The following is a 20,902-nucleotide window of genomic DNA, read 5'->3' as shown; positions in this document are numbered from 1 at the left end:
CATTCGTTATGCTGTTAACGACGAACATGCTGGCACCGAAAACGATGAATAGATGATATTTTTATTGTTTATTCTTCGAATTAAATTTTAGCTAATACTTTATTATTCGTTATAAATTGAAATCTGATCATGTGGATATGGTCATTCTGGATTTTTGGTTAGCTGGTTTGTGGTATTTAGTGCAAACGCGTAAAGCTAATTGAAATCAATAATTTAAATCGTATTAAAACCAATTAACCGATCAATACACTATAACAGATTGGGTCTAAATATTTTTTAATCCTTATTGAGACAATAAAAACTATGCCGATTACCCCAAAAAAAGTAAGTATTTTCAACTTAATACTAATTATCATTTCTTTGCTGTCGTCAAGCGCTGCCGGTTATTTTTGGTATAAAAATCAGTCATTAATACAATCTCATCAAAAATCGAAAAACAAAACGAAAATTAAAATAGAAGAACCGAGTCCAATACCAATATTTTTAACATTAAAACCTTTTACGATTTCATTACCAACCATGAAAAATGGTTATGAAGTGAATAAAATTATTTATATCGGTATGGTGTTACGGTTAGCCAACGAAGAACAAAAAACGGTATTACTTGAATACCTACCTGAAGTCAGAAGTGACATTTTGTTATTATTATCAAAACAAGACATTAATCAACTTAGAGATGATTCAGGTAAACAGCAACTTAAAGAATTAATCAAGTCAGAATTATCTCGCCGTTATGATAATCATCAGCCGATTGAGATAAATGAAGTATTGTTTACGGATTTTATCATACGGTGATTGTCATGACTGATAAGCAGGAAGTCACTTCAGCAAATAATTTAGAAACAAAGCAATCTGATGAGCATTCGGTATCAATGACTGAGTTGTCCAATAATAATCCACAATTGGGATTGAAAACCAATGCTAAACAAATAGATGTAAAACCATATGATTTGGCGATTAAACATAATGTTATACCAGAACGTTTAATGGCCTTAGAAATTGTTAATGAGCGTTTCGCGCGACAATTTCGGATTGGTTTATTTAATTTATTAAGACGTAATACGGATGTGATAACTGCACCAATTGAATCGCAGACTTTTAATGAATTTTCACAAAACTCTTCGACCACACAGCTAAACCTTGTACATTTGAATCCACTTAGAGGGACTTGTTTATTTGCTTTATCTCCAGAATTAGTCTTCATTGTTGTTGATACGCTATTTGGTGGTGAAGGGCGTTTTAATCGTATTGATGAGCTCGAAGGGCGTGAGTTTACCCATACTGAGCAGCAAATTATTAAGCGAGTACTAGAACTGGCACTTAATATTTATCAAACTGCTTGGGCCGATATCTACCCGATTGAGACCGAATATGTGCGTTCGGAAATGCATAGTAAATTTACCAATATAACCAGTTCGCCAGAAGATATTGTATTAACATCAAGTTTCACTATCGAAGTGGGGCAGTTTAAAGCAAAATTTTGTATCTGTATTCCTTATGCAATGGTTGAACCCATTAAGGAAGTATTAGTTACACCGCCAATTGAACAACAGCCCTATCAAGATGATAAAGCATGGTTAAGTACATTAACATCCGGAATTAAGCACTCCACTATAGAGCTAGTGGCTAATTTTGCTGAAATTGAAACGACAATCAATAAATTGTTAGCATTAAAAGTTAACGATGTATTGATTATTGATAAACCCACCATGCTTGATGTGACGGTCGGCGGCGTACCCGTATTAAAAGGTTTATATGGTAAGGTTAATAAACAGTATGCAATTCAAGTTGAGCAGGTGATCAATCCTGTTTTAGAACAATTGAATGAGGAAATTCTAAATGACTGAGGTCAAAACCACATCAGATGATATAAATACAGCAGATAAACAGCTTGATGAGTCAACCACAGAAGAGGCGATCTTTGCTACGTTATCGCCACATGCAACGGAAAATCAACCGCAAGACATCAATTTGATTTTGGATATTCCCGTGAATATGAGTGTTGAATTGGGGCGCGCTAAAATGACAATCAAAGAACTGCTAAATTTAACACAAGGCGCCATTATCGGTTTGGAAGGTATTGCGGGAGAACCATTGGATATATTGATTAATGGTTATCTCATCGCACAAGGGGAAATTGTGGTTGTTGGGGATAACTATGGTGTGCGTATTACTGATATTATCACTCCGTCAGAACGGGTACGGAGGTTAAGTCGTTAATGAAGGATAGTGATCAACCGATACCGGATAATTTAGCTAATTCATTAACCAGCACAATTGCAGTTCACCAGCCTACCACAGTGCCAGAATTGAATGTTTACACTAATATGGTTACTTCATTTATTTTAGTGATAGGCCTGATAGTGGCTTTAGGTTGGTTGGTGAAACGTAGTCGATTGCGAAATTTAACTCATCGTTTAATTAATGTCCGTGATAGTTATATGATTAACGCCAAAGATCGGATTATCGTTATTGAGGTTAATCAACAATTATTAATAGTGGGAGTAACAGCACAGCAAATGACGTTACTTCATACAATCAATCAAACGGATAGTCAGGCATTATTAACTGAGCACGGTATAACTAACCCTACAGCTAGTAACTCAACATTCTATCAGTTTTTGCAGTCAGCATTAAAAAGGAATAAGTCGTGCGATTAACCTTCGTCATAATAATGGGGCTATTATTTTATAGCTATGATGGTATGGCTAGTACGCCGTTTGCATCAATGATGGTGCAACCTTTGGAAAGTGGTGGGCAAAGTTGGTCGTTACCAATTGAAACGTTAGTTTTCTTAACGCTATTAACTTTCATTCCAGCTATTTTATTGCTAATGACCAGTTTCACCCGCATTATCATCGTCCTTGGTTTATTACGTAATGCCCTTGGCACACAATCAGCACCACCTAATCAAGTCCTTTTGGGTATTGCATTGTTTATGACTTTATTTATTATGTCGCCAGTGATTGATAACATTTATCAAGATGCTTACCTACCTTATTCACAGCAGCAAATTACTATGCAGGAAGGGCTTAGTAAAGCCTCACAACCGTTGCGTGAATTTATGTTAACTCAAACACGAGAAAACGATTTAGCACTTTTTGCCAATATGTCACACATTGGTGAGTTGCAAACTCGACAAGAGGTACCATTAAGGGTATTGGTTCCTGCTTTTGTTATTAGCGAGTTGAAGACGGCTTTTCAAATTGGCTTTACCATTTTTATTCCGTTTTTGGTGATTGATTTGGTAGTTGCCAGTACGTTAATGGCGTTAGGGATGATGATGGTACCACCTGCGACCATCTCTTTACCATTTAAGCTAATGTTATTTGTATTAGCGGATGGTTGGCATCTATTACTTGGATCATTAGCACAAAGTTTTTTTAGCTAAGGATAACGATGTCACCAGAATATATTACTACATTGGCGATACAAGCGATCAAAGTTGCGGCCTCTTTGGCCGGACCATTATTATTAGCAGCCTTAATCACTGGTTTGATTATCAGCTTATTACAGGCTGCAACACAGATTAACGAAATGACCTTATCCTTCATTCCTAAAATTATAGCAGTAGTTCTTGTCCTAATTATTGCTGGACCGTGGATGTTATCGATTATGGTTGATTACATTCGAATTTTATTAACGGATATTCCTAATTTAACCCATTAAACAGGTGATAATTACGACACAAATATCAATATGGATAACTTGTTTAATTTCGATTTTTCTGTTCTGGTCCAACAATATTTTTTTCCGTTTGTGCGGGTTTTAGCATTAATTATGGTTGCACCTATCACTGGTGAAAAAGAGGTGCCAAATCGAGTTAAAATTGCTTTAGCTGTAATAATAACGTTACTGTTGCCGCCAGCAGATAACTACCGAGCCATTACCGTATTATCGCCACTTGGGATTTGGATCATTATTCAACAAATTATAGTTGGTATTGTAATGGGGTATACCATGCAATTGGCTTTTATGACCTTAAGGATTGCAGGAGAATTGATCGGCATGCAAATGGGGTTAAGTATGGCAACCTTTTATGATCCGATTGGCGGCCCAGCAACATCAGTGTTATCACGTTTATTTAATATTATCGGCTTATTAATCTTCTTAAGTTTAGATGGGCATTTATGGTTACTTTACTGTCTCGGGCAAAGTTTTGACATTATTCCCATCAGTACTACACTACTTAACGGCAATGGCTATTTAACGATGATTGATAGTAGTGCTTTACTTTTTATCAATGGTATTATGCTGGCGTTACCAATAATGACATTATTACTGATTGTGAATACAGCACTTGGTATCTTAAACCGCATGACGCCCCAACTCTCTATTTTCGTTGTCGGTTATCCGGCAACACTGCTACTTGGTCTGGTTATACTTAGCTACCTCATGCCGACTATCGTCCCATTCAGTCAGTATTTATTCAATCTATTTTTCAACAAATTAGTAGCAATATTGGCGGAATTGGGTCATTAATTTTAAATGAGTAATAACATACAAATTATTAAGTAAATTTCTGATTATATTTTGTTCAATTTTTCGTGGTGTTGTTTTTTAGCAAGTTTTATTTTTGCAGATTTTATTATTGCCAATCGTTAACTTTTTTGTGCTATAACCTTTTTTACTTCCCTAATTTGCTTTATGTTTTGATATGTTGATATTCATTTAACATGTTTTTTTGAGTTCATCCATTAAACCAATCGCTTTAAAACTAATGTAAGCTTTAGGTGAAATCATTAAATGGTCGACAAGTTCGATATTTAAAATCTGTCCGATTTGAATAAGACGAGCGGTAATATTTTTGGCAAACTCAGACGGGATAAGTGGTTCCGATAGGGAATTATGTATCGCAATAACATGCTTGGCATTTTTCAATACTGCAACACGGAAAATATTTGTCAGTTCAATTTCGACAGTGTTAAATGCGTCTAAGGCAATTAGTTCGATATAAATAATATAACCGGATTGATTTATGCCGATCATCCAAAAATGTTCTTTTTGCTGTACATTGTTTTTTCCGTGTAATAATAAACGTTGTACTATTGCATATATATCATCCGTACCTTCAATCTGATATTTATCACACTTCGTTAATTTAATATTCATTACTAGTTATCCATTATAAATTCTTGCAATGGTACATAGCATATTACTTTGTGACAAAGCGTAAGCAAATAAAATTGATTTTTGCGATCTGTATTGCAAAAAGATTCATAAAATAATCATTCTAAAAACGCCCGTTATTAAATAACATAAAATAAAAAATATAATATATTGATTTTATTGATTAAATTTAATTATTTACATGTTTCAATAGGTTAGGTTAAATGGATTATTTGGCGGGAGTGGTCATGTATGGATATTATTTGCTTGCCTATTAAAAAAGGTGATGAATGTGAACAACAAATCAAAAAAATCATTGACGATATGATTAAACAACCACATCTCAAATATTGATTACATTATTTTATTAAAATAAAAATCTAACATAGATTTCATTAAAAATGCATTTGTGATCGCAAAATAAATAAAAAAGAGAATTCATCATAGTTTAATTTTTGCGCTAAAATATCAGAAAATTAACCGCCATATTATTCATATTACATTTTGCTAAGCATTGGATTATAGTTAATAAAGTGTATAATGGCTTAATATATTTAATGATTGTTTATTTTGCTGACATCAAAAATAAGAGGCTAACATCATGAAAAGATTTCTTATTGCACCTTCAATTTTATCTGCTGATTTTTCTCGATTAGGGGAAGACACTAAAAAAGTACTTGATGCCGGTGCTGATGTGATCCACTTTGATGTTATGGATAATCATTATGTACCTAATTTAACCATGGGCCCCATGTTTTGCAAAGCATTACGAGATTATGGTATTAAGGCCTCAATTGATGTACATTTAATGGTATCACCAGTTGATGAATTAATCCCAGCGTTTGCTAAAGCTGGAGCTAGTAACATTTCTATTCATCCTGAAGCGACTCAACACTTGGATCGGTCATTACAATTGATTCAAGATCATGGTTGTACAGCTGGCGTTGTTTTGAATCCCGCAACACCGCTTACTTATTTAGATTATGTTCTTGATAAAGTTGATATTATATTGCTAATGGGAGTTAATCCTGGTTTTGGTGGGCAATCTTTTATTCCACACACGCTAACGAAAATCCGACAAGTTCGTGAAAGAATTAATCAAACAGGTCGGGAGATTCGTCTTGAAGTCGATGGCGGTGTAAAAGTGGAGAATATTGTCGAAATAGCGCAGGCTGGAGCTGATATGTTTGTCGCAGGATCAGCCATTTTTGGCGCGTCGGATTATAAAACAGTAATTGATGCAATGAGACAGCAACTTGCAACGGTAAAATAAATATGAAAAAACCTAACGATATTCAGGCGATTGCCTTTGATTTAGACGGTACGCTGGTTGATAGTGTACCAAGACTCGCTTTGGCTGCACAAAGAATGTTAACGGATTTAGCCCTACCTACCGTAACAAATGAACAGGTTAAAAACTGGGTGGGCAATGGTATTGATGTAATGTTACAACGGATTTTAAAAGCTGTTGGTGCCGATGAAGCACACCTAGCAGAAGCAAAGACAGCCTTTAATCACCATTATGATCAAGTTATTGACGAAGGTACCAAACTTTTTCCTAATGTACTTACTACTTTACAAACTCTCAAGAAAAATGGCTATGCAATTGCATTAGTCACCAATAAACCACGCCAATTTTTACCTTCATTGCTTAAATCATTAGGTATCGATAGTTTCTTCGATTTAGTATTGGGTGGGGGGGATGTAATTAAATTAAAACCACATCCAGCGCCACTTTACCAAGTATTGGCAAGTTTTGGGTTATTCAATGATCAACTGCTGTTTGTCGGTGATTCAAAAAATGATATTATGGCAGCCAAAAATGCGCAATGTTTTACGGTTGGTTTAACCTATGGTTATAACTATGGTGAGTCAATTACCACCAGTCACCCAGACTATGTATTTGATCAATTTGCCGATATTTTGACACTTTTACCATGTCCGAAACTTGCGCCGACCAAATAAGTGAAATAATTTAAATAACAGGAATTGATTATGAGTAAACCAATTGTTTTTAGTGGTGCCCAACCTTCAGGCGAGCTTTCTATCGGTAATTATCTTGGTGCACTACGCAATTGGGTCACATTACAAGATGACTACGACTGTATTTATTGTATTGTTAATCAACATGCTATAACAGTTAGGCAAGATCCTGAAAAACTTAAAAAAGCGACGCTTGATACGATGGCGCTTTATTTAGCCTGTGGTATTGATCCGAATAAAAGTACTATTTTTGTGCAATCCCAAGTCCCCACCCATGCAGAGTTGGCTTGGGTATTAAACTGTTATACTTATTTTGGCGAATTAAGCCGCATGACACAGTTTAAAGACAAGTCAGCGCGTCATGCTGAAAATATTAATGCTGGTTTATTTGATTACCCAGTTTTGATGGCGGCCGATATTTTGCTCTACCAAGCTAATTTAGTGCCGGTAGGTGATGATCAAAAACAACATCTTGAACTAACGCGTGATATAGCTAGTCGTTTTAATGCACTTTATGGCGACATATTTAAAGTACCAGAACCTTTTATTGCCAAAGCCGGCGCCAGAGTTATGTCATTACAAGATCCAACTAAGAAAATGTCTAAGTCTGATGAAAATCGCAATAATGTGATTGGTTTATTGGAAAACCCAAAAGAGGTAGAGAAGAAAATCAAACGCGCAGTTACGGATTCCGATGAACCTCCTGTTGTGCGATATGATGTACAAAATAAAGCAGGTGTATCAAATTTACTGGATATTTTGACGGGAATTACCGGAATCTCTATTGCTGAATTGGAGCAACAGTTTGCGGGTAAAATGTATGGTCATTTGAAAACCGAAGTGGCTGCTCAAGTGTCAGGTATGTTAGCTCAATTGCAAGAACGTTACTATCATTATCGTAATAATGAAGATCTGCTATTAGATATAATGCATGATGGTGCAAAAAAAGCGACCACAAGAGCGCAAGCAACTTTAGCAAAAGTTTATGATGCTATCGGTTTTATCAGATAATAGGTGACTTAATGTCGCCTTTTCATTTTTATATGCATCACCCATTCCACGGATCAAAACAATATATGATATGATATATATCATGATTACGATATGTAATCGCTAGCCTTATTTTCTATTCTGCATATGACTCAATAAATTTAGGTTTTATTATGAAAATCATTATCCTTGGCGCAGGTCAAACCGGAAGTGCACTAGCTGAATATCTGGTTACTGAACACTCTAATGATGTTACTGTAATCGATGAAGCGGCAGATAAACTGCAATCATTACAAGAACGATTTGATCTGCAAGTGATTCATGGCAAAGTATGTTATCCACAAATATTGCAAAGTGCCGGCGCAGAGGATGCGGATATGTTAGTTGCCGTGACTAATTCTGATGAAGCCAATATGTTAGCTTGCCAAATAGCTCATACTGTATTTAATATTCCGCAAAAAGTTGCGCGTATTCGGGCGGCTGAATATAGTGATGATGATTATCAATTATTTTCGATTGATAATGGTATTCCGATTAATCATATTATTTCACCGGAAAAACTCATTACCCAACATATTAGCCAATTAGTGCAATACCCAGGGGCATTACAAATAGCCTCTTTCTATGATGAACATGTATTCTTAGTCATGGTAGCTGCTTATTATGGTGGTGCACTCGTTGGTAGTGAATTATCCGAATTAAAAGAACATTTACCACATGTTGATGCCAAAGTTGTTGCCATTTATCGCCAACAACGGTTTATTCGACCAATTGACTCTACAATTATTGAAGCCGGTGATTTAGTCTATTTTATTACTACGCCACAAAATATTAAAGCGGTTACTAGCGAATTACAACGTTTAGAAAAACCATTTAAACGGATCATGATCAGCGGTGGGAGTAGTGTGGCAGTTTCGTTAGCAAAACAGTTGGAAAGTGATTATCAAGTAAAATTAATTGAACAAAATATTCAAAATGCGGAACATATTGCTGAACAATTAATCAATACTACTGTGTTGCATGGTGAATCGGCCGATCAGGAATTACTTTCCCAAGAACAAGTGGAATTAACAGATCTATTTATTGCTGTTACAAATGATGATGAATCCAATATTATGTCAGCGATGTTAGCGAAACGAATGGGCGCGAAGAAAGTTATTGTTTTAATTCAACGTCAAGCCTACCTTCAGTTAATTAATGAAAGCGTGATCGATATAGCAATTTCACCACAATTAACTACTATTTCGGCACTTTTAAGTCATATTCGTCAATCAGGTGTGGTCAAAGTGGTATCGTTAAGACAAGGTACTTCGGAAGTGATCGAAATTATTGCTCATGGTGATCATGATACCTCTAAATTAGTCGGGCGAACGGTTAATGAAATTCGATTGCCGTCTGGTGCAACAATTGGTGCCATCATCAGAGGTGAAGATGTGTTAATTGGTCAAGATAATACGATTATTGAAGATGCCGATCACTTGATTGTTTTTCTTCCTGATCGTAAAAGCATTAATGATATCGAGAAATTACTATAATAAGGGCGTTTAGCTTGGTCGTTTATTCAACTACCAAGCTAGAAAATAACAAAATACATATCATAATACATGCCAATGATGTGACCTTAACCGTTTAGATAACTAGCCTGATTGTTTATCTCACAAACATATTTAAAAGATTATTTAGTTTAGATTTTAGGCTTTCATATAGTGATTTTCTGGTTCAAGGTTTAATCATTGCTATTGATCATGTGTTTAACTCAACAAAAAGTAATAAGTTTGTTATTATGGGCAACTTATTTTGCGTCAAACCCAATTCAATATTAATGACAGGTGAATTATGATTACTTTTTCTTCCATTCAAATCCGCCGAGGGATTAATCTTTTGCTGGATAATGCATCCGCCAAAATTAATCCGGGACAAAAAATTGGTTTGGTTGGTAAGAATGGTTCAGGTAAATCAACCTTGTTTTCGTTAATTAAAGGCGAAATAAGTACTGATACGGGGGACGTTTCGATTCCTCATCAGTGGCAATTAGCTTGGGTTGAACAAGAAACCCCAGCCCTTGATGTTGCTGCGATTGAGTATGCAATTGATGGGGATCGCGAATATCGTTTGTTAGAACAGCAATTAGCCGATGCTAATAAAAAAAACGATGGAAATGAAATTGCTTTATTACATAGTAAACTAGAATACATTGATGGTTGGAGTATACAGGCACGTGCGGCGACATTATTGGATGGTTTAGGCTTTAGTCAAGAGCAGATGCAATTGCCGGTGCGATCGTTTTCAGGCGGTTGGCGAATGCGGCTTAATCTAGCTCAAGCACTGATGTGCCGTTCTGATCTGCTGTTATTAGATGAACCGACTAACCATTTGGATCTTGATGCGGTAATGTGGCTTGAAAAATGGTTAAAAAGTTATAACGGTACGTTATTATTAATTTCACATGATCGTGATTTTCTTGATCCATTAGTCGATAAAATTATTCATCTTGAACAGCAAAATCTCTTTGAATATACCGGTAACTACTCTTCATTTGAAAACCAGCGGGCAATGAAATTAGCCCAGCAACAATCGCTATATGAACATCAACAACATAAAATCGCACATTTACAAAGTTATATTGATCGTTTTCGAGTCAAAGCAACCAAAGCCAGACAAGCGCAAAGCCGATTAAAAATGTTGGAAAGAATGGAGAAAATTGCCCCGGCACATGTGGATAATCCATTTCATTTTTGTTTTCGCCCTGCTGAAGCATTACCTAGTCCACTTATTACTATGGAAAAAATTGTCGCCGGTTATGATGATAAAATTATTCTGAATAACATTAAATTGAATTTAGTACCGGGTTCACGTATTGGTCTACTTGGGCGCAATGGCGCTGGGAAATCAACATTAATTAAGTTATTGGCTGGAGAGTTACAACCTAAAGCAGGCCATATTCACTTAGCTAAAGATGTTAAATTGGGTTACTTTGCCCAGCATCAATTAGAGTACCTGCGGGCGGATGAATCGGCATTATGGCATTTAAAGCAAATTGCTGATCCTAAAAATACCGAGCAAGAACTGCGTAATTATCTTGGTGGTTTTGATTTTCGTGGTGATAAAGTAAACGAAGTAGTGAAGACCTTTTCTGGAGGTGAAAAGGCACGTTTAGTTTTAGCATTGATTGTTTGGCAACGGCCTAACTTGCTGTTGTTGGATGAACCAACTAACCATTTAGATTTGGATATGCGGCAAGCATTGACCGAAGCGTTGATCGATTTCGAAGGGGCAATCGTTGTGGTATCCCATGATCGCCATTTATTACGTTCGACGACCGACGAATTTTATTTGGTTTATGACCAACAGGTTGAGCCTTTTGATGGTGATTTAGATGATTATCAAAAATGGCTTAATAATGATCAAAAAGCGTTAAAAAAATCCGATCTTGAGTTTATAAACCCTATAGTTGAGAATCTTACTTCTCAAGAGAAAAAAGAGTTAAAACGCAAAGAAGCTGAATTTAGAGCGCAAATGCAACCTTTAAAAAAGGCGCTGCAACAAGCAGAAAAACTGATTGAACAATTTAACTTATCATTAACCATGATTGAACAACAGTTGGTTGATCCGCAAATTTATGAACCACAAAATAAAACAAAATTGACCGATTTACTCAAGCAACAGCATCAAATTAAATCCAATTTAGAAGAGGAAGAACTCAATTGGTTAGATATCCAACAACAATTGGATCACTTTGAAGCGAAACTTTAACTCATGCCTATATTCAGTAAATATATGCCGAAACTCATCGGCTGCTAAATCTAATACTGACGATTATATTTGCAGAAGTTATTTCTAATAACCCCCTTGATGAATAATTTTACAATATATACTGTTTTTTTTAAAAACGACTTGTTGTTGCCTATAGTCAGCGTAAAATGATGATAATTTAATTAAATCAATCTATTATGGGTGTTTAGGAATGAAAAAAATAATCAAAATAGTACCGATGTTAATTGCAGGCATAGGATTTATTACTCCAGCTATTTCTGGCCCTCATTGGGGCTATGAAGGGGATGAAATACCTGAAAATTGGGCTAAATTATCACCTGATTATCAAATGTGTGATATCGGTCGCAATCAATCACCAGTTAATATTGCTGGCACCATCCATGCACAGGCTAATGCTTTAGATATCCATTATGGCTTGGTATCAGGTAATGTTGTGAATAATGGTCATACTGTGCAAATAAATGATAAAAATACCAATGATTATGTTGCTATCGATGGTGAAAAATACAAATTAACACAATTTCATTTTCATGCGCCGAGTGAAAATCAAATAAATGGTCAGTCTTACCCTATGGAAGCCCATTTTGTTCATCAGAATGGTGACGGCGAATTGCTGGTAATGGCTGTTATGTTAGAACAAGGTAATGAAAATCCCACTGCAGAAGAGATATTGCTAGCTCTTAATGAAAAAGAAAATTTGCCAAGCAATATCAATGATCTTGATATTCGTTCCTTTTTACCACCAGTTAATGATTATTATCGTTTCTCGGGTTCATTAACTACACCACCTTGTTCGGAAGGGGTAACTTGGATTGTATTAAAACAGCCGGTTCAATTATCTAAAACTGAAATAGTAAAATTTGAACATGCATTTAAACATCATAATAATCGCCCCATCCAGCCATTACACGGACGTTTGATTATCGCTAATTAACAATTAAGTAGCTTTTTTATTAACAAGGTCTATCAGTTGATAGACCTTTTTTATCGGTATAAGTTATATTTGCTAAACTTTCGTTGACATTTTTTGTATACTGCTTTCTTAAATTAACCTTCAAAGTTTTATTTGGAGAAATACAGTGCAACAAAATCGTATAATTCGACGCGCTTTGCTTAGCGTGTCTGACAAAACAGGCATTGTTGAATTCGCAAAATCTCTTTCACAACGTAATGTCGAAATTCTATCCACCGGTGGGACTGCCAAATTATTATTAGAACATCACATTCCTGTAATTGAAGTGTCCGACTACACAGGTTTTCCAGAAATGATGGATGGGCGGGTTAAAACGTTACATCCCAAAATTCATGGTGGAATATTAGGTCGTCGTGATTTAGATGCCGAGATTATGCAACAGTATAATATTGCTCCCATAGATATGGTAGTGGTTAATTTATATCCGTTTGCTAAAACAGTTGCGAAAGCGAATTGTAGTTTAAACGATGCCATTGAAAATATCGATATTGGCGGTCCGACAATGGTCCGAGCTGCAGCTAAGAATTATAAAGATGTTGCTATTGTGGTCAATAATGATGATTATGATCACATTATCAGTATGATGGATAATAATCAAAATGCGTTAACCTTTGACTATCGCTTCAATTTAGCGATTAAAGCATTTGAACACACTGCTCAATATGATGGTATGATTGCCAATTATTTTGGTCAACTTGTTCCTCCATATTTTGGCGACACAGAAAAATTGTCAGGTCAATTCCCACGCACGCTTAATTTACAATTTATTAAAAAGCAAGATATGCGCTATGGTGAAAATAGTCATCAACACGCAGCATTTTATGTTGAAGAAGATGTGTTAGAAGCCAGTGTTTCAACCGCGACACAATTACAAGGCAAAGCACTGTCCTTCAATAATATCGCTGATACTGATGCAGCACTTGAATGTGTTAAAGAATTCAATCAACCAGCTTGTGTGATTGTAAAACATGCCAATCCATGTGGTGTCGCGGTGGCCGGAACAATTCTTGATGCTTATTTACGTGCTTATCAAACAGATCTAACTTCTGCATTTGGTGGCATTATTGCATTTAATCGTTCTTTAGATTCACAAACGGCTCAAGCTATTATAGATCAACAATTTGTTGAAGTGATTATTGCACCAGCTATTGATGATGATGCGCGACAAATATTGGCCAACAAAAAAAATATTCGCGTTCTAATCAGTGGTTTCTGGCAACAACGGGTGGCCGGTTTAGATTTTAAGCGTGTCAATGGTGGGTTATTGGTACAAGATCGTGATTTAGGTATGGTCAACAAAAATGATTTAACTATCGTGACCAAACGCAAGCCGACACCAAGTGAAATAGCAGATGCCCTTTTTTGCTGGAAAGTAGCGAAATTTGTGAAGTCTAATGCCATTGTTTATGCTAAAGATCATGCAACAATCGGTATTGGTGCCGGTCAAATGAGCCGTGTTTATTCGGCAAAAATTGCGGGCATTAAAGCTCAGGATGAAAATTTACCTATTGCAGGTTCCGTTATGGCATCGGATGCGTTTTTCCCATTCCGTGATGGTATTGACGCTGCCGCTAAAGTCGGTGTGACTTGTGTCATTCAGCCTGGTGGCTCAATCCGCGATGATGAAGTAATTCAAGCGGCAGATGAACATAATATGGCGATGATTTTTACTCAAATGCGGCATTTTCGTCATTAATAATGAGATAAATAATAGTATCAGTCAATAAACCTAATTTAAGGAAGAGCAATGAAAATCTTAATTATTGGTAATGGTGGACGTGAACATGCACTAGGTTGGAAAGTGGCGCATTCGCCATTGGTCAGTGATGTATTTATTGCGCCAGGTAATGCTGGGACGGCCTTAGAAAACAAATTACATAATGTTGATATTGCAGTAACCAATATTAATGCATTAGTTGATTTTGCTAAACGTGAAGAAATCGATTTAACCATAGTCGGTCCAGAAGCTCCATTAGTCATTGGCGTAGTTGATGCATTTCGTGCTGCAGGCTTAAAAATATTTGGACCGACTCAGGCAGCAGCACAGCTGGAAGGTTCTAAAGCATTCACTAAAGATTTTCTATCCCGACATAATATCCCTACGGCTGAATATCAAAACTTCACCGAAGTTGCACCGGCTTTAGCTTATTTAAGGGAAAAGGGGGCACCAATCGTGATCAAAGCCGATGGTTTAGCCGCGGGTAAAGGGGTGATAGTCGCTATGACACTTGAAGAAGCTGAAGATGCGGTACAAGATATGCTTGCCGGTAATGCATTTGGTGAAGCAGGTCATCGTGTAGTGATTGAAGAATTTCTTGACGGTGAAGAAGCCAGCTTTATTGTTATGGTAGATGGTAAACATGTTGAACCCATGGCTACCAGTCAGGATCACAAGCGAGTGGGGGATCATGATACAGGGTTAAATACTGGTGGAATGGGGGCCTATTCTCCTGCACCGGTTGTGACTATCGATGTATTTCAGCGCGTGATGGAAAAAATCATTTATCCTACCGTAGATGGTATGGCAGCCGAAGGCAATACGTATACGGGATTTTTATATGCCGGATTAATGATTGACAAACAGGGGCAACCAAAAGTGATTGAATTTAATTGTCGTCTTGGTGATCCAGAAACTCAACCCATTATGATGCGTTTACAATCTGATTTAGTCGAATTATGTTTAGCTGCTGTTGAGGGCAAGTTAGATAAGATTCAATCGCAATGGGATCCAAGACCAGCCTTAGGTGTTGTTATGGCAGCTAAAGGTTATCCAGGTAAATATGCCAAGCATGATGAAATTCATGGGTTACTACTGCAGGCATCAACCAATAGCAAAGTTTTTCATGCTGGAACCGTTTTAGAAAACGGTAAAGTCTATACTAATGGTGGACGAGTACTCTGTGTTACAGCATTAGGTGATACAGTATTTGAGGCACAGCAACAAGCTTATGAACTAGCAAAAAGCATTCATTGGGAAGGATGTTTTTATCGCCATGATATTGGATATCGTGCGATTGAACGGCAACAGCATTAAATTTATATGAGATCCTAGCGACAAGTAAATAAATTCATCAATCTATTTTTATTTAATAATACAATTCAATTAACTTAATATTCAGATAATAAAAAAACCTAACACAGTTTACTGTATTAGGTTTTATGTTTTGGTCGGTTAAAACCGAAAACTTGATATTAACCTATTTACTAGATTAAATTTTGGCAGCGCCTTTTGCAGTTGTTTTAATTGCCACATCTTCACTGATATCACCGTGGTCTTGATAAGCGCGACCATAATAAGTATCGAGCAGAATTTGTTTTAATTCAGCAATTAAAGGATAACGTGGATTGGCACCAGTACACTGGTCATCAAATGCATCAACAGCAAGTTGATCGACTTGAGCTAAGAAAGCTTTTTCATCAACACCAAATTCTTTAATTGAGAATGGAATATCAAGATCTTTTCTAAGTTGATCTAACCAACCAATCAATTTCTCAACTTTCTTGTCATCTTTATCTGATGCTGCGGTTAAACCTAAATGATCGGCAATTTCAGCATAACGGCTAACCGCTTTAGGATAACCATATTGGCTAAATGTACCTTGTTTAGTTGGTTTATCTGTAGCATTAAAGCGAACAACATTACTGATTAACATTGCATTAGCTACGCCATGTGGAATATGGAATGCCGCCCCAATTTTGTGCGCCATTGAGTGACATACCCCTAAGAATGCCTGTGCAAAAGCCACACCAGCTAACGTTGCGGCGCTGTGTACTTTTTCACGTGCAATAGGATTATTGGCACCTTCTTTATAGCTTGCTGGTAAATAGGTTTTTAGCATACTTAAAGCTTGTAATGCTTGGCCGTCAGAAAACTCGCTAGCCATAATCGAAACATAAGCTTCTAAAGCATGAGTCACGGCATCATAACCACCAGCAGCACAGAGAGATTTTGGCATTGTCATGACTAAATTGGCATCAACAATAGCCATATGTGGTGTGATAGCATAGTCAGCCAATGGGTATTTTTGACCCGTTGCATCATCAGTTACTACCGCAAATGGCGTCACTTCAGAACCTGTACCAGAAGTAGTTGTGACGCAAATCAGTTTTGCTTTTTCACCCATATGTGGGAAATGGCAAGTTCGTTTACGAATATCCATAAAACGTAATGCTAATTCATCGAATTTAGTTTCTGGATGTTCATATAGTACCCACATGATTTTGGCTGCATCCATTGGTGAACCACCACCTAATGCAATGATAGTATCCGGTTTGAATGCTTTCATTGATTCAGTACCTTTACGTACAATACTTAATGTTGGATCAGCTTCTACATCAAAGAATGTTTCGCAAATTGCCCCATTTGCTTCTAATTGATCCGTAATTTGTTTTGAGTACCCATTATTGAATAAGAATTTATCGGTTACCACGAAAACACGTTTTGCACCTTGTTCAATAACTTCATTTAAAGCAACAGGGAGGGAACCACGTTTAAAATAGATAGAACTTGGTAACTTATGCCACAACATATTTTCTGCTCTCTTAGCGATAACTTTCTTGTTAATAAGATGTTTCGGGCCGACATTCTCTGATACTGAGTTTCCACCCCATGATCCACAACCAAGCGTTAAAGATGGTGCTAAATCAAAGTTATATAGATCACCGATACCGCCATGAGCTGCTGGTTGGTTGATTAAAATACGGCATGTTTTCATTTTGCTGCCAAAATAGGTAATACGTTCACGATTACTGTCTTGATCAGTATAAAGCACTGATGTATGACCCATACCGCCCATTTCGACTAATTTTTCAGCCTTTTCAACTGCATCATTAAAGTTTTTAGCTTTAAACATGGCTAAAGTTGGAGAGAGTTTTTCATGAGCAAAAGGTTCAGATAAATCAACTTTAGACACTTCACCAACCAGTACTTTAGAACCCGCAGGAACTTTGATGCCAGCCATTTCGGCAATTTTAGTCGCAGGTTGACCAACAATGTTCGCATTCAAAGCACCTTTATCATTTAAGATAATTCCTTGTACGGCTTTTGTTTCTTTAGTATTCAGTACATAAGCACCGTATTGTGTTAGAAGACGACGCACTTCATCATAAACAGATTCTACTACTACGATTGCCTGTTCTGATGCACAAATCATCCCGTTATCAAAGGTTTTAGACATTAAAACAGAAGCAACCGCACGTTTTAGATCGGCAGTTTCATCGATAATCACTGGCGTATTCCCCGCACCGACACCTAAAGCTGGTTTACCAGAACTGTAAGCTGCTTTCACCATGCCAGGACCACCTGTTGCTAAGATTGCTGCAACAGCATCATGATGCATAAGGGCATTTGATAATTCGATTGATGGCTCATCAATCCAACCAATAATGTCTTTTGGAGCACCCGCTTCAATTGCCGCATCTAAGACAATACGTGCCGCTTCTATAGTTGATTTTTTAGCGCGTGGATGTGGTGAAAAAACAATAGCATTACGTGTTTTTAGACTGATTAGCGATTTGAAAATTGCGGTAGATGTTGGGTTAGTGGTTGGAACTATTCCACAAATAATACCAAGTGGCTCCGCAATGGTGATGGTACCAAATGGTTCATTCTCAGCAACAATACCACAGGTTTTATCATTTCGGTATTTGTTAAGGATATACTCAGCGGCAAATAGGTTTTTAATGACCTTGTCTTCAACAATTCCCATTCCTGATTCGGCAACAGCTTGTTGTGCCAATGGAATTCGTGCTGCTGCTGCTGCTGTTGCTGCTGCGACGAAGATTTTATCTACTTGTTCTTGAGTAAATGTTGCATAAACTTGCTGTGCCTTTTTAACGCGCACAAGAAGTTCATCCAACTCTGTTAGGTTAGTTACTGCCATACTACTATCTCCTAATTTTAAATTTAAGTTTAAGTTTAAATCTGGCCGTCTCTAAAGTAGTGGCTTTTAGCCATAATAGTTTTTAATTCTAATTATATCTTTTAGACGAATGCCGCTATCGTAAATCAGTTTCTATATCTATTCAATACTAAAATGATATGATCGGCACAATTTGTCGTTAATTAGAAAGTCACGCGAATATGATTTGAATAATCTAAAAGGATAACCTTTTTCAAATAAGACGAGTTAGTGAATTTGGATGATATTTTTATGCGATAAAAATAGCTATCAGCACCATTAACGTTATTTGCGAAAAATGAAACGTAACAACTGATTACGTTTCATTTGAATAATTATATTAAAAATAAAAAGTTGTAATATTGAGTTAAACTTAAACGTTAGTGCAATAATTTTTCCAATACATAACTAACAGCGACAAAACCAAATGTTGCTGTTACATTAGTAATTGCACCGAATCCAGAGGCACAGTCCATTTTTTTGATACCTTGTGCTTGATTTTTGGTCAAACACGTTTGACCATTAGCCGCAGGATAAGTCAATTGTTCAACAGAAAAAACGCAAGGAATACCATATTTACCCTTGCTGTCTTTGGTTAATTTATATCGGTTTTTTAATTGTTCGCGTAATTTAGCCGCCAGAGGGTCTTGTATTGTTTTAGCTAAATCACTTATTTGAATTTTAGTTGGGTCTTTTTGACCACCAGCTCCGCCGATAGTAATAACTTTTAATTTGTTACGGCGACAATAGGCTAAAACGGCAGCTTTGTCACGCACTGAATCAATCGCATCAATAATATATTGAAACTTGGGAGCTTGTTGTGAACCTAAGTACTCTGTTACATTTTCTTGAGTAATAAAATCATCAATACAGTGGACTCGACATTCTGGGTTGATCTGCTGTATGCGTTGTGCCATCACTTCAGTTTTGGCCTGGCCGATATTATTTCTTAAGGCATGAATTTGCCGATTGGTATTGGTAATACAAACATCATCCATATCAATTAAGGTTATTTCACCGATCCCACTTCGCGCTAATGATTCAGCTACCCATGAACCAACGCCGCCAATACCAATAACACCGATATGTGCGTTTGCAAATGCCGTGAGTGCCGCTTCGCCATATAAACGTGCAATTCCACCAAAACGTTGATAATAAGTTTGAGATAATGTATTTTGCATAAGTACTATTTCTATATTTTTAATGCCGGCATACTAACAGTACACCGATGTTAGTGCAACACGTTAAGCACAATCATTGGGGGTAATTTTACGAATAATTTTAACTTACTCGCCTGTATGTATGGCGTTAAATCAACAACTTATTAGTCGTGAGCAAATTAACATAATTTATTACTTGCATAAGTAATGCTAATTAGTTTATTGCCAATTGTTTATTTAATTATGCTTTAGTTATCAAATAAAAAATGGCTTTTTAACACACTTAATCAATTATTTTTTACCAAAGTTGATTAATTGATTCACCAATTGTTCTTCTTTTAAGCTATTAGCCAAAAGATAAAAATCGCGATTTTGGGCATTTTTTTGATACATTAATGAGCGTAAAATAACATGTTTGTTAGCTTTATTATATTCTTTAGTGATAATATAACGACCATTTATTTTAGAATCTGTACCTTCAATGTATTCTACATTATGAAAATGTTTGATTTGCGGATTTTTATTGGCTCGAGCTTTGGCTTGCTGTAAAAAAAGTTTCATTGCTTCTTTATCGTTAGCGACTATTTCATTGACAATTAAAATGCGTGCATTATCAAAATGATTGGTATATAGAAAAAGACGCTTGTCATTATTTTGATGTTTCGGGTTTGGTGATTTAAACATTTCTATTCGTCGGAACGGCATATTAAGAAAATCAACTTGATCGGGAAAATTGAGCACAGGTATTTTTTTTGCTGATGATTTCGTTGATATTTTATTTTCAGTTGCATGAGAGAGAGCTTGATTGATTTGAAAAGTTGATAAAATAAATACTATAAAAGCAAACATCAATTTTTTCATTATTTTCCACCCAAAAAGCTAGTTTAATAAAATATTTTAACCAATTGAATTATAAGCAGATTTATGAAATATGATCAAACTATCATTGTAATTAAGTTATTGATAATTTTATTTATATTTCATTTTTTGCAAAAATATTTGGTAAGTTAATT

At 36.2% G+C, this 20,902-nt stretch carries 19 protein-coding genes; 15 read left to right on the top strand and 4 right to left on the bottom strand.

The window, feature by feature from the left end; all coding sequences use genetic code 11:
* Positions 1-303 precede the first annotated feature (303 nt).
* Genes JMI89_RS10830 through fliR form a run of 7 tightly spaced genes read left to right on the top strand, consistent with a single transcriptional unit; the run spans position 304 to position 4,482 of the window.
* A complete protein-coding gene (locus JMI89_RS10830; protein WP_187756112.1) occupies positions 304-795 on the top strand; it encodes a flagellar basal body-associated FliL family protein in 492 nt (163 codons plus the stop codon).
* 5 nt (positions 796-800) lie between these two features.
* On the top strand, positions 801-1,847 hold the full coding sequence (fliM, locus tag JMI89_RS10825; RefSeq protein ID WP_220680061.1) for a flagellar motor switch protein FliM: 1,047 nt from the start codon (positions 801-803) through the stop codon (positions 1,845-1,847).
* Positions 1,840-2,220, top strand: coding sequence for a flagellar motor switch protein FliN (fliN, locus tag JMI89_RS10820; protein ID WP_187756110.1), 381 nt, complete (start codon positions 1,840-1,842; stop codon positions 2,218-2,220). The genes fliM and fliN overlap by 8 nt, the downstream gene beginning before the upstream one ends.
* Positions 2,220-2,660: a flagellar biosynthetic protein FliO gene (fliO, locus tag JMI89_RS10815; protein ID WP_187756109.1), complete on the top strand. Its 441-nt coding sequence runs from the start codon at positions 2,220-2,222 to the stop codon at positions 2,658-2,660. Before fliN ends, fliO begins: the two co-directional genes overlap by 1 nt.
* Positions 2,661-2,674: 14 nt before the next feature.
* Positions 2,675-3,391, top strand: a complete 717-nt coding sequence (fliP, locus tag JMI89_RS10810; protein ID WP_187756164.1) for a flagellar type III secretion system pore protein FliP — start codon at positions 2,675-2,677, stop codon at positions 3,389-3,391.
* Between the two features lie 8 nt (positions 3,392-3,399).
* On the top strand, positions 3,400-3,669 hold the full coding sequence (fliQ, locus tag JMI89_RS10805) for a flagellar biosynthesis protein FliQ (protein WP_187756108.1): 270 nt from the start codon (positions 3,400-3,402) through the stop codon (positions 3,667-3,669).
* A 39-nt stretch (positions 3,670-3,708) separates the two neighbouring features.
* Positions 3,709-4,482: a flagellar biosynthetic protein FliR gene (gene fliR / locus JMI89_RS10800; protein WP_370633746.1), complete on the top strand. Its 774-nt coding sequence runs from the start codon at positions 3,709-3,711 to the stop codon at positions 4,480-4,482.
* A 189-nt stretch (positions 4,483-4,671) separates the two neighbouring features.
* Here fliR and JMI89_RS10795 read toward each other — a convergent pair whose 3' ends face one another.
* Positions 4,672-5,112 (bottom strand): JAB domain-containing protein, encoded by a 441-nt coding sequence (locus tag JMI89_RS10795; RefSeq protein WP_187756106.1) that lies wholly within the window; start codon positions 5,110-5,112, stop codon positions 4,672-4,674.
* A gap of 598 nt (positions 5,113-5,710) precedes the next feature.
* On the opposite strand from JMI89_RS10795, the gene rpe reads away from it, so the two are divergent.
* From rpe to purD, 8 genes are all read left to right on the top strand, one after another.
* The gene (gene rpe / locus JMI89_RS10790) at positions 5,711-6,382 is read left to right on the top strand and encodes a ribulose-phosphate 3-epimerase (RefSeq protein ID WP_255562895.1); all 672 of its coding nucleotides are present in this window, start codon (positions 5,711-5,713) and stop codon (positions 6,380-6,382) included.
* Positions 6,383-6,384: 2 nt separating this feature from the next.
* Positions 6,385-7,074, top strand: coding sequence for a phosphoglycolate phosphatase (locus JMI89_RS10785; protein WP_220680059.1), 690 nt, complete (start codon positions 6,385-6,387; stop codon positions 7,072-7,074).
* Positions 7,075-7,104: 30 nt separating this feature from the next.
* The gene (gene trpS, locus JMI89_RS10780; protein WP_187756103.1) at positions 7,105-8,103 is read left to right on the top strand and encodes a tryptophan--tRNA ligase; all 999 of its coding nucleotides are present in this window, start codon (positions 7,105-7,107) and stop codon (positions 8,101-8,103) included.
* Positions 8,104-8,255: 152 nt separating this feature from the next.
* Entirely contained in the window at positions 8,256-9,617 is a 1,362-nt protein-coding gene (gene trkA / locus JMI89_RS10775; protein ID WP_187756102.1) for a Trk system potassium transporter TrkA, read from the top strand.
* A 301-nt stretch (positions 9,618-9,918) separates the two neighbouring features.
* Positions 9,919-11,835 (top strand): ABC transporter ATP-binding protein, encoded by a 1,917-nt coding sequence (locus tag JMI89_RS10770; protein WP_187756101.1) that lies wholly within the window; start codon positions 9,919-9,921, stop codon positions 11,833-11,835.
* A 211-nt stretch (positions 11,836-12,046) separates the two neighbouring features.
* Positions 12,047-12,790, top strand: coding sequence for a carbonic anhydrase (locus tag JMI89_RS10765; protein ID WP_187756100.1), 744 nt, complete (start codon positions 12,047-12,049; stop codon positions 12,788-12,790).
* Positions 12,791-12,935: 145 nt separating this feature from the next.
* The gene (purH, locus tag JMI89_RS10760; protein ID WP_187756099.1) at positions 12,936-14,525 is read left to right on the top strand and encodes a bifunctional phosphoribosylaminoimidazolecarboxamide formyltransferase/IMP cyclohydrolase; all 1,590 of its coding nucleotides are present in this window, start codon (positions 12,936-12,938) and stop codon (positions 14,523-14,525) included.
* 51 nt (positions 14,526-14,576) lie between these two features.
* The gene (purD, locus tag JMI89_RS10755; RefSeq protein WP_220680058.1) at positions 14,577-15,863 is read left to right on the top strand and encodes a phosphoribosylamine--glycine ligase; all 1,287 of its coding nucleotides are present in this window, start codon (positions 14,577-14,579) and stop codon (positions 15,861-15,863) included.
* Positions 15,864-16,038: 175 nt separating this feature from the next.
* Here purD and adhE read toward each other — a convergent pair whose 3' ends face one another.
* The 3 genes from adhE to JMI89_RS10740 form a co-directional block, all read right to left on the bottom strand.
* Positions 16,039-18,711, bottom strand: a complete 2,673-nt coding sequence (gene adhE, locus JMI89_RS10750) for a bifunctional acetaldehyde-CoA/alcohol dehydrogenase (RefSeq protein ID WP_187756097.1) — start codon at positions 18,709-18,711, stop codon at positions 16,039-16,041.
* A gap of 398 nt (positions 18,712-19,109) precedes the next feature.
* Positions 19,110-19,910: a tRNA cyclic N6-threonylcarbamoyladenosine(37) synthase TcdA gene (tcdA, locus tag JMI89_RS10745; RefSeq protein ID WP_187756096.1), complete on the bottom strand. Its 801-nt coding sequence runs from the start codon at positions 19,908-19,910 to the stop codon at positions 19,110-19,112.
* A 270-nt stretch (positions 19,911-20,180) separates the two neighbouring features.
* On the bottom strand, positions 20,181-20,750 hold the full coding sequence (locus tag JMI89_RS10740; protein WP_187756095.1) for a hypothetical protein: 570 nt from the start codon (positions 20,748-20,750) through the stop codon (positions 20,181-20,183).
* Positions 20,751-20,902 lie beyond the last annotated feature (152 nt).

Origin of the sequence: Frischella sp. Ac48, from assembly GCF_019641635.1 — a bacterium.
In the GTDB taxonomy this organism is placed as follows: Bacteria; Pseudomonadota; Gammaproteobacteria; order Enterobacterales; family Orbaceae; genus Frischella; species Frischella japonica.
The sequence above is the reverse complement of the archived record's forward strand: the minus strand, read 5'-3'. Positions and strand labels throughout refer to the sequence as shown.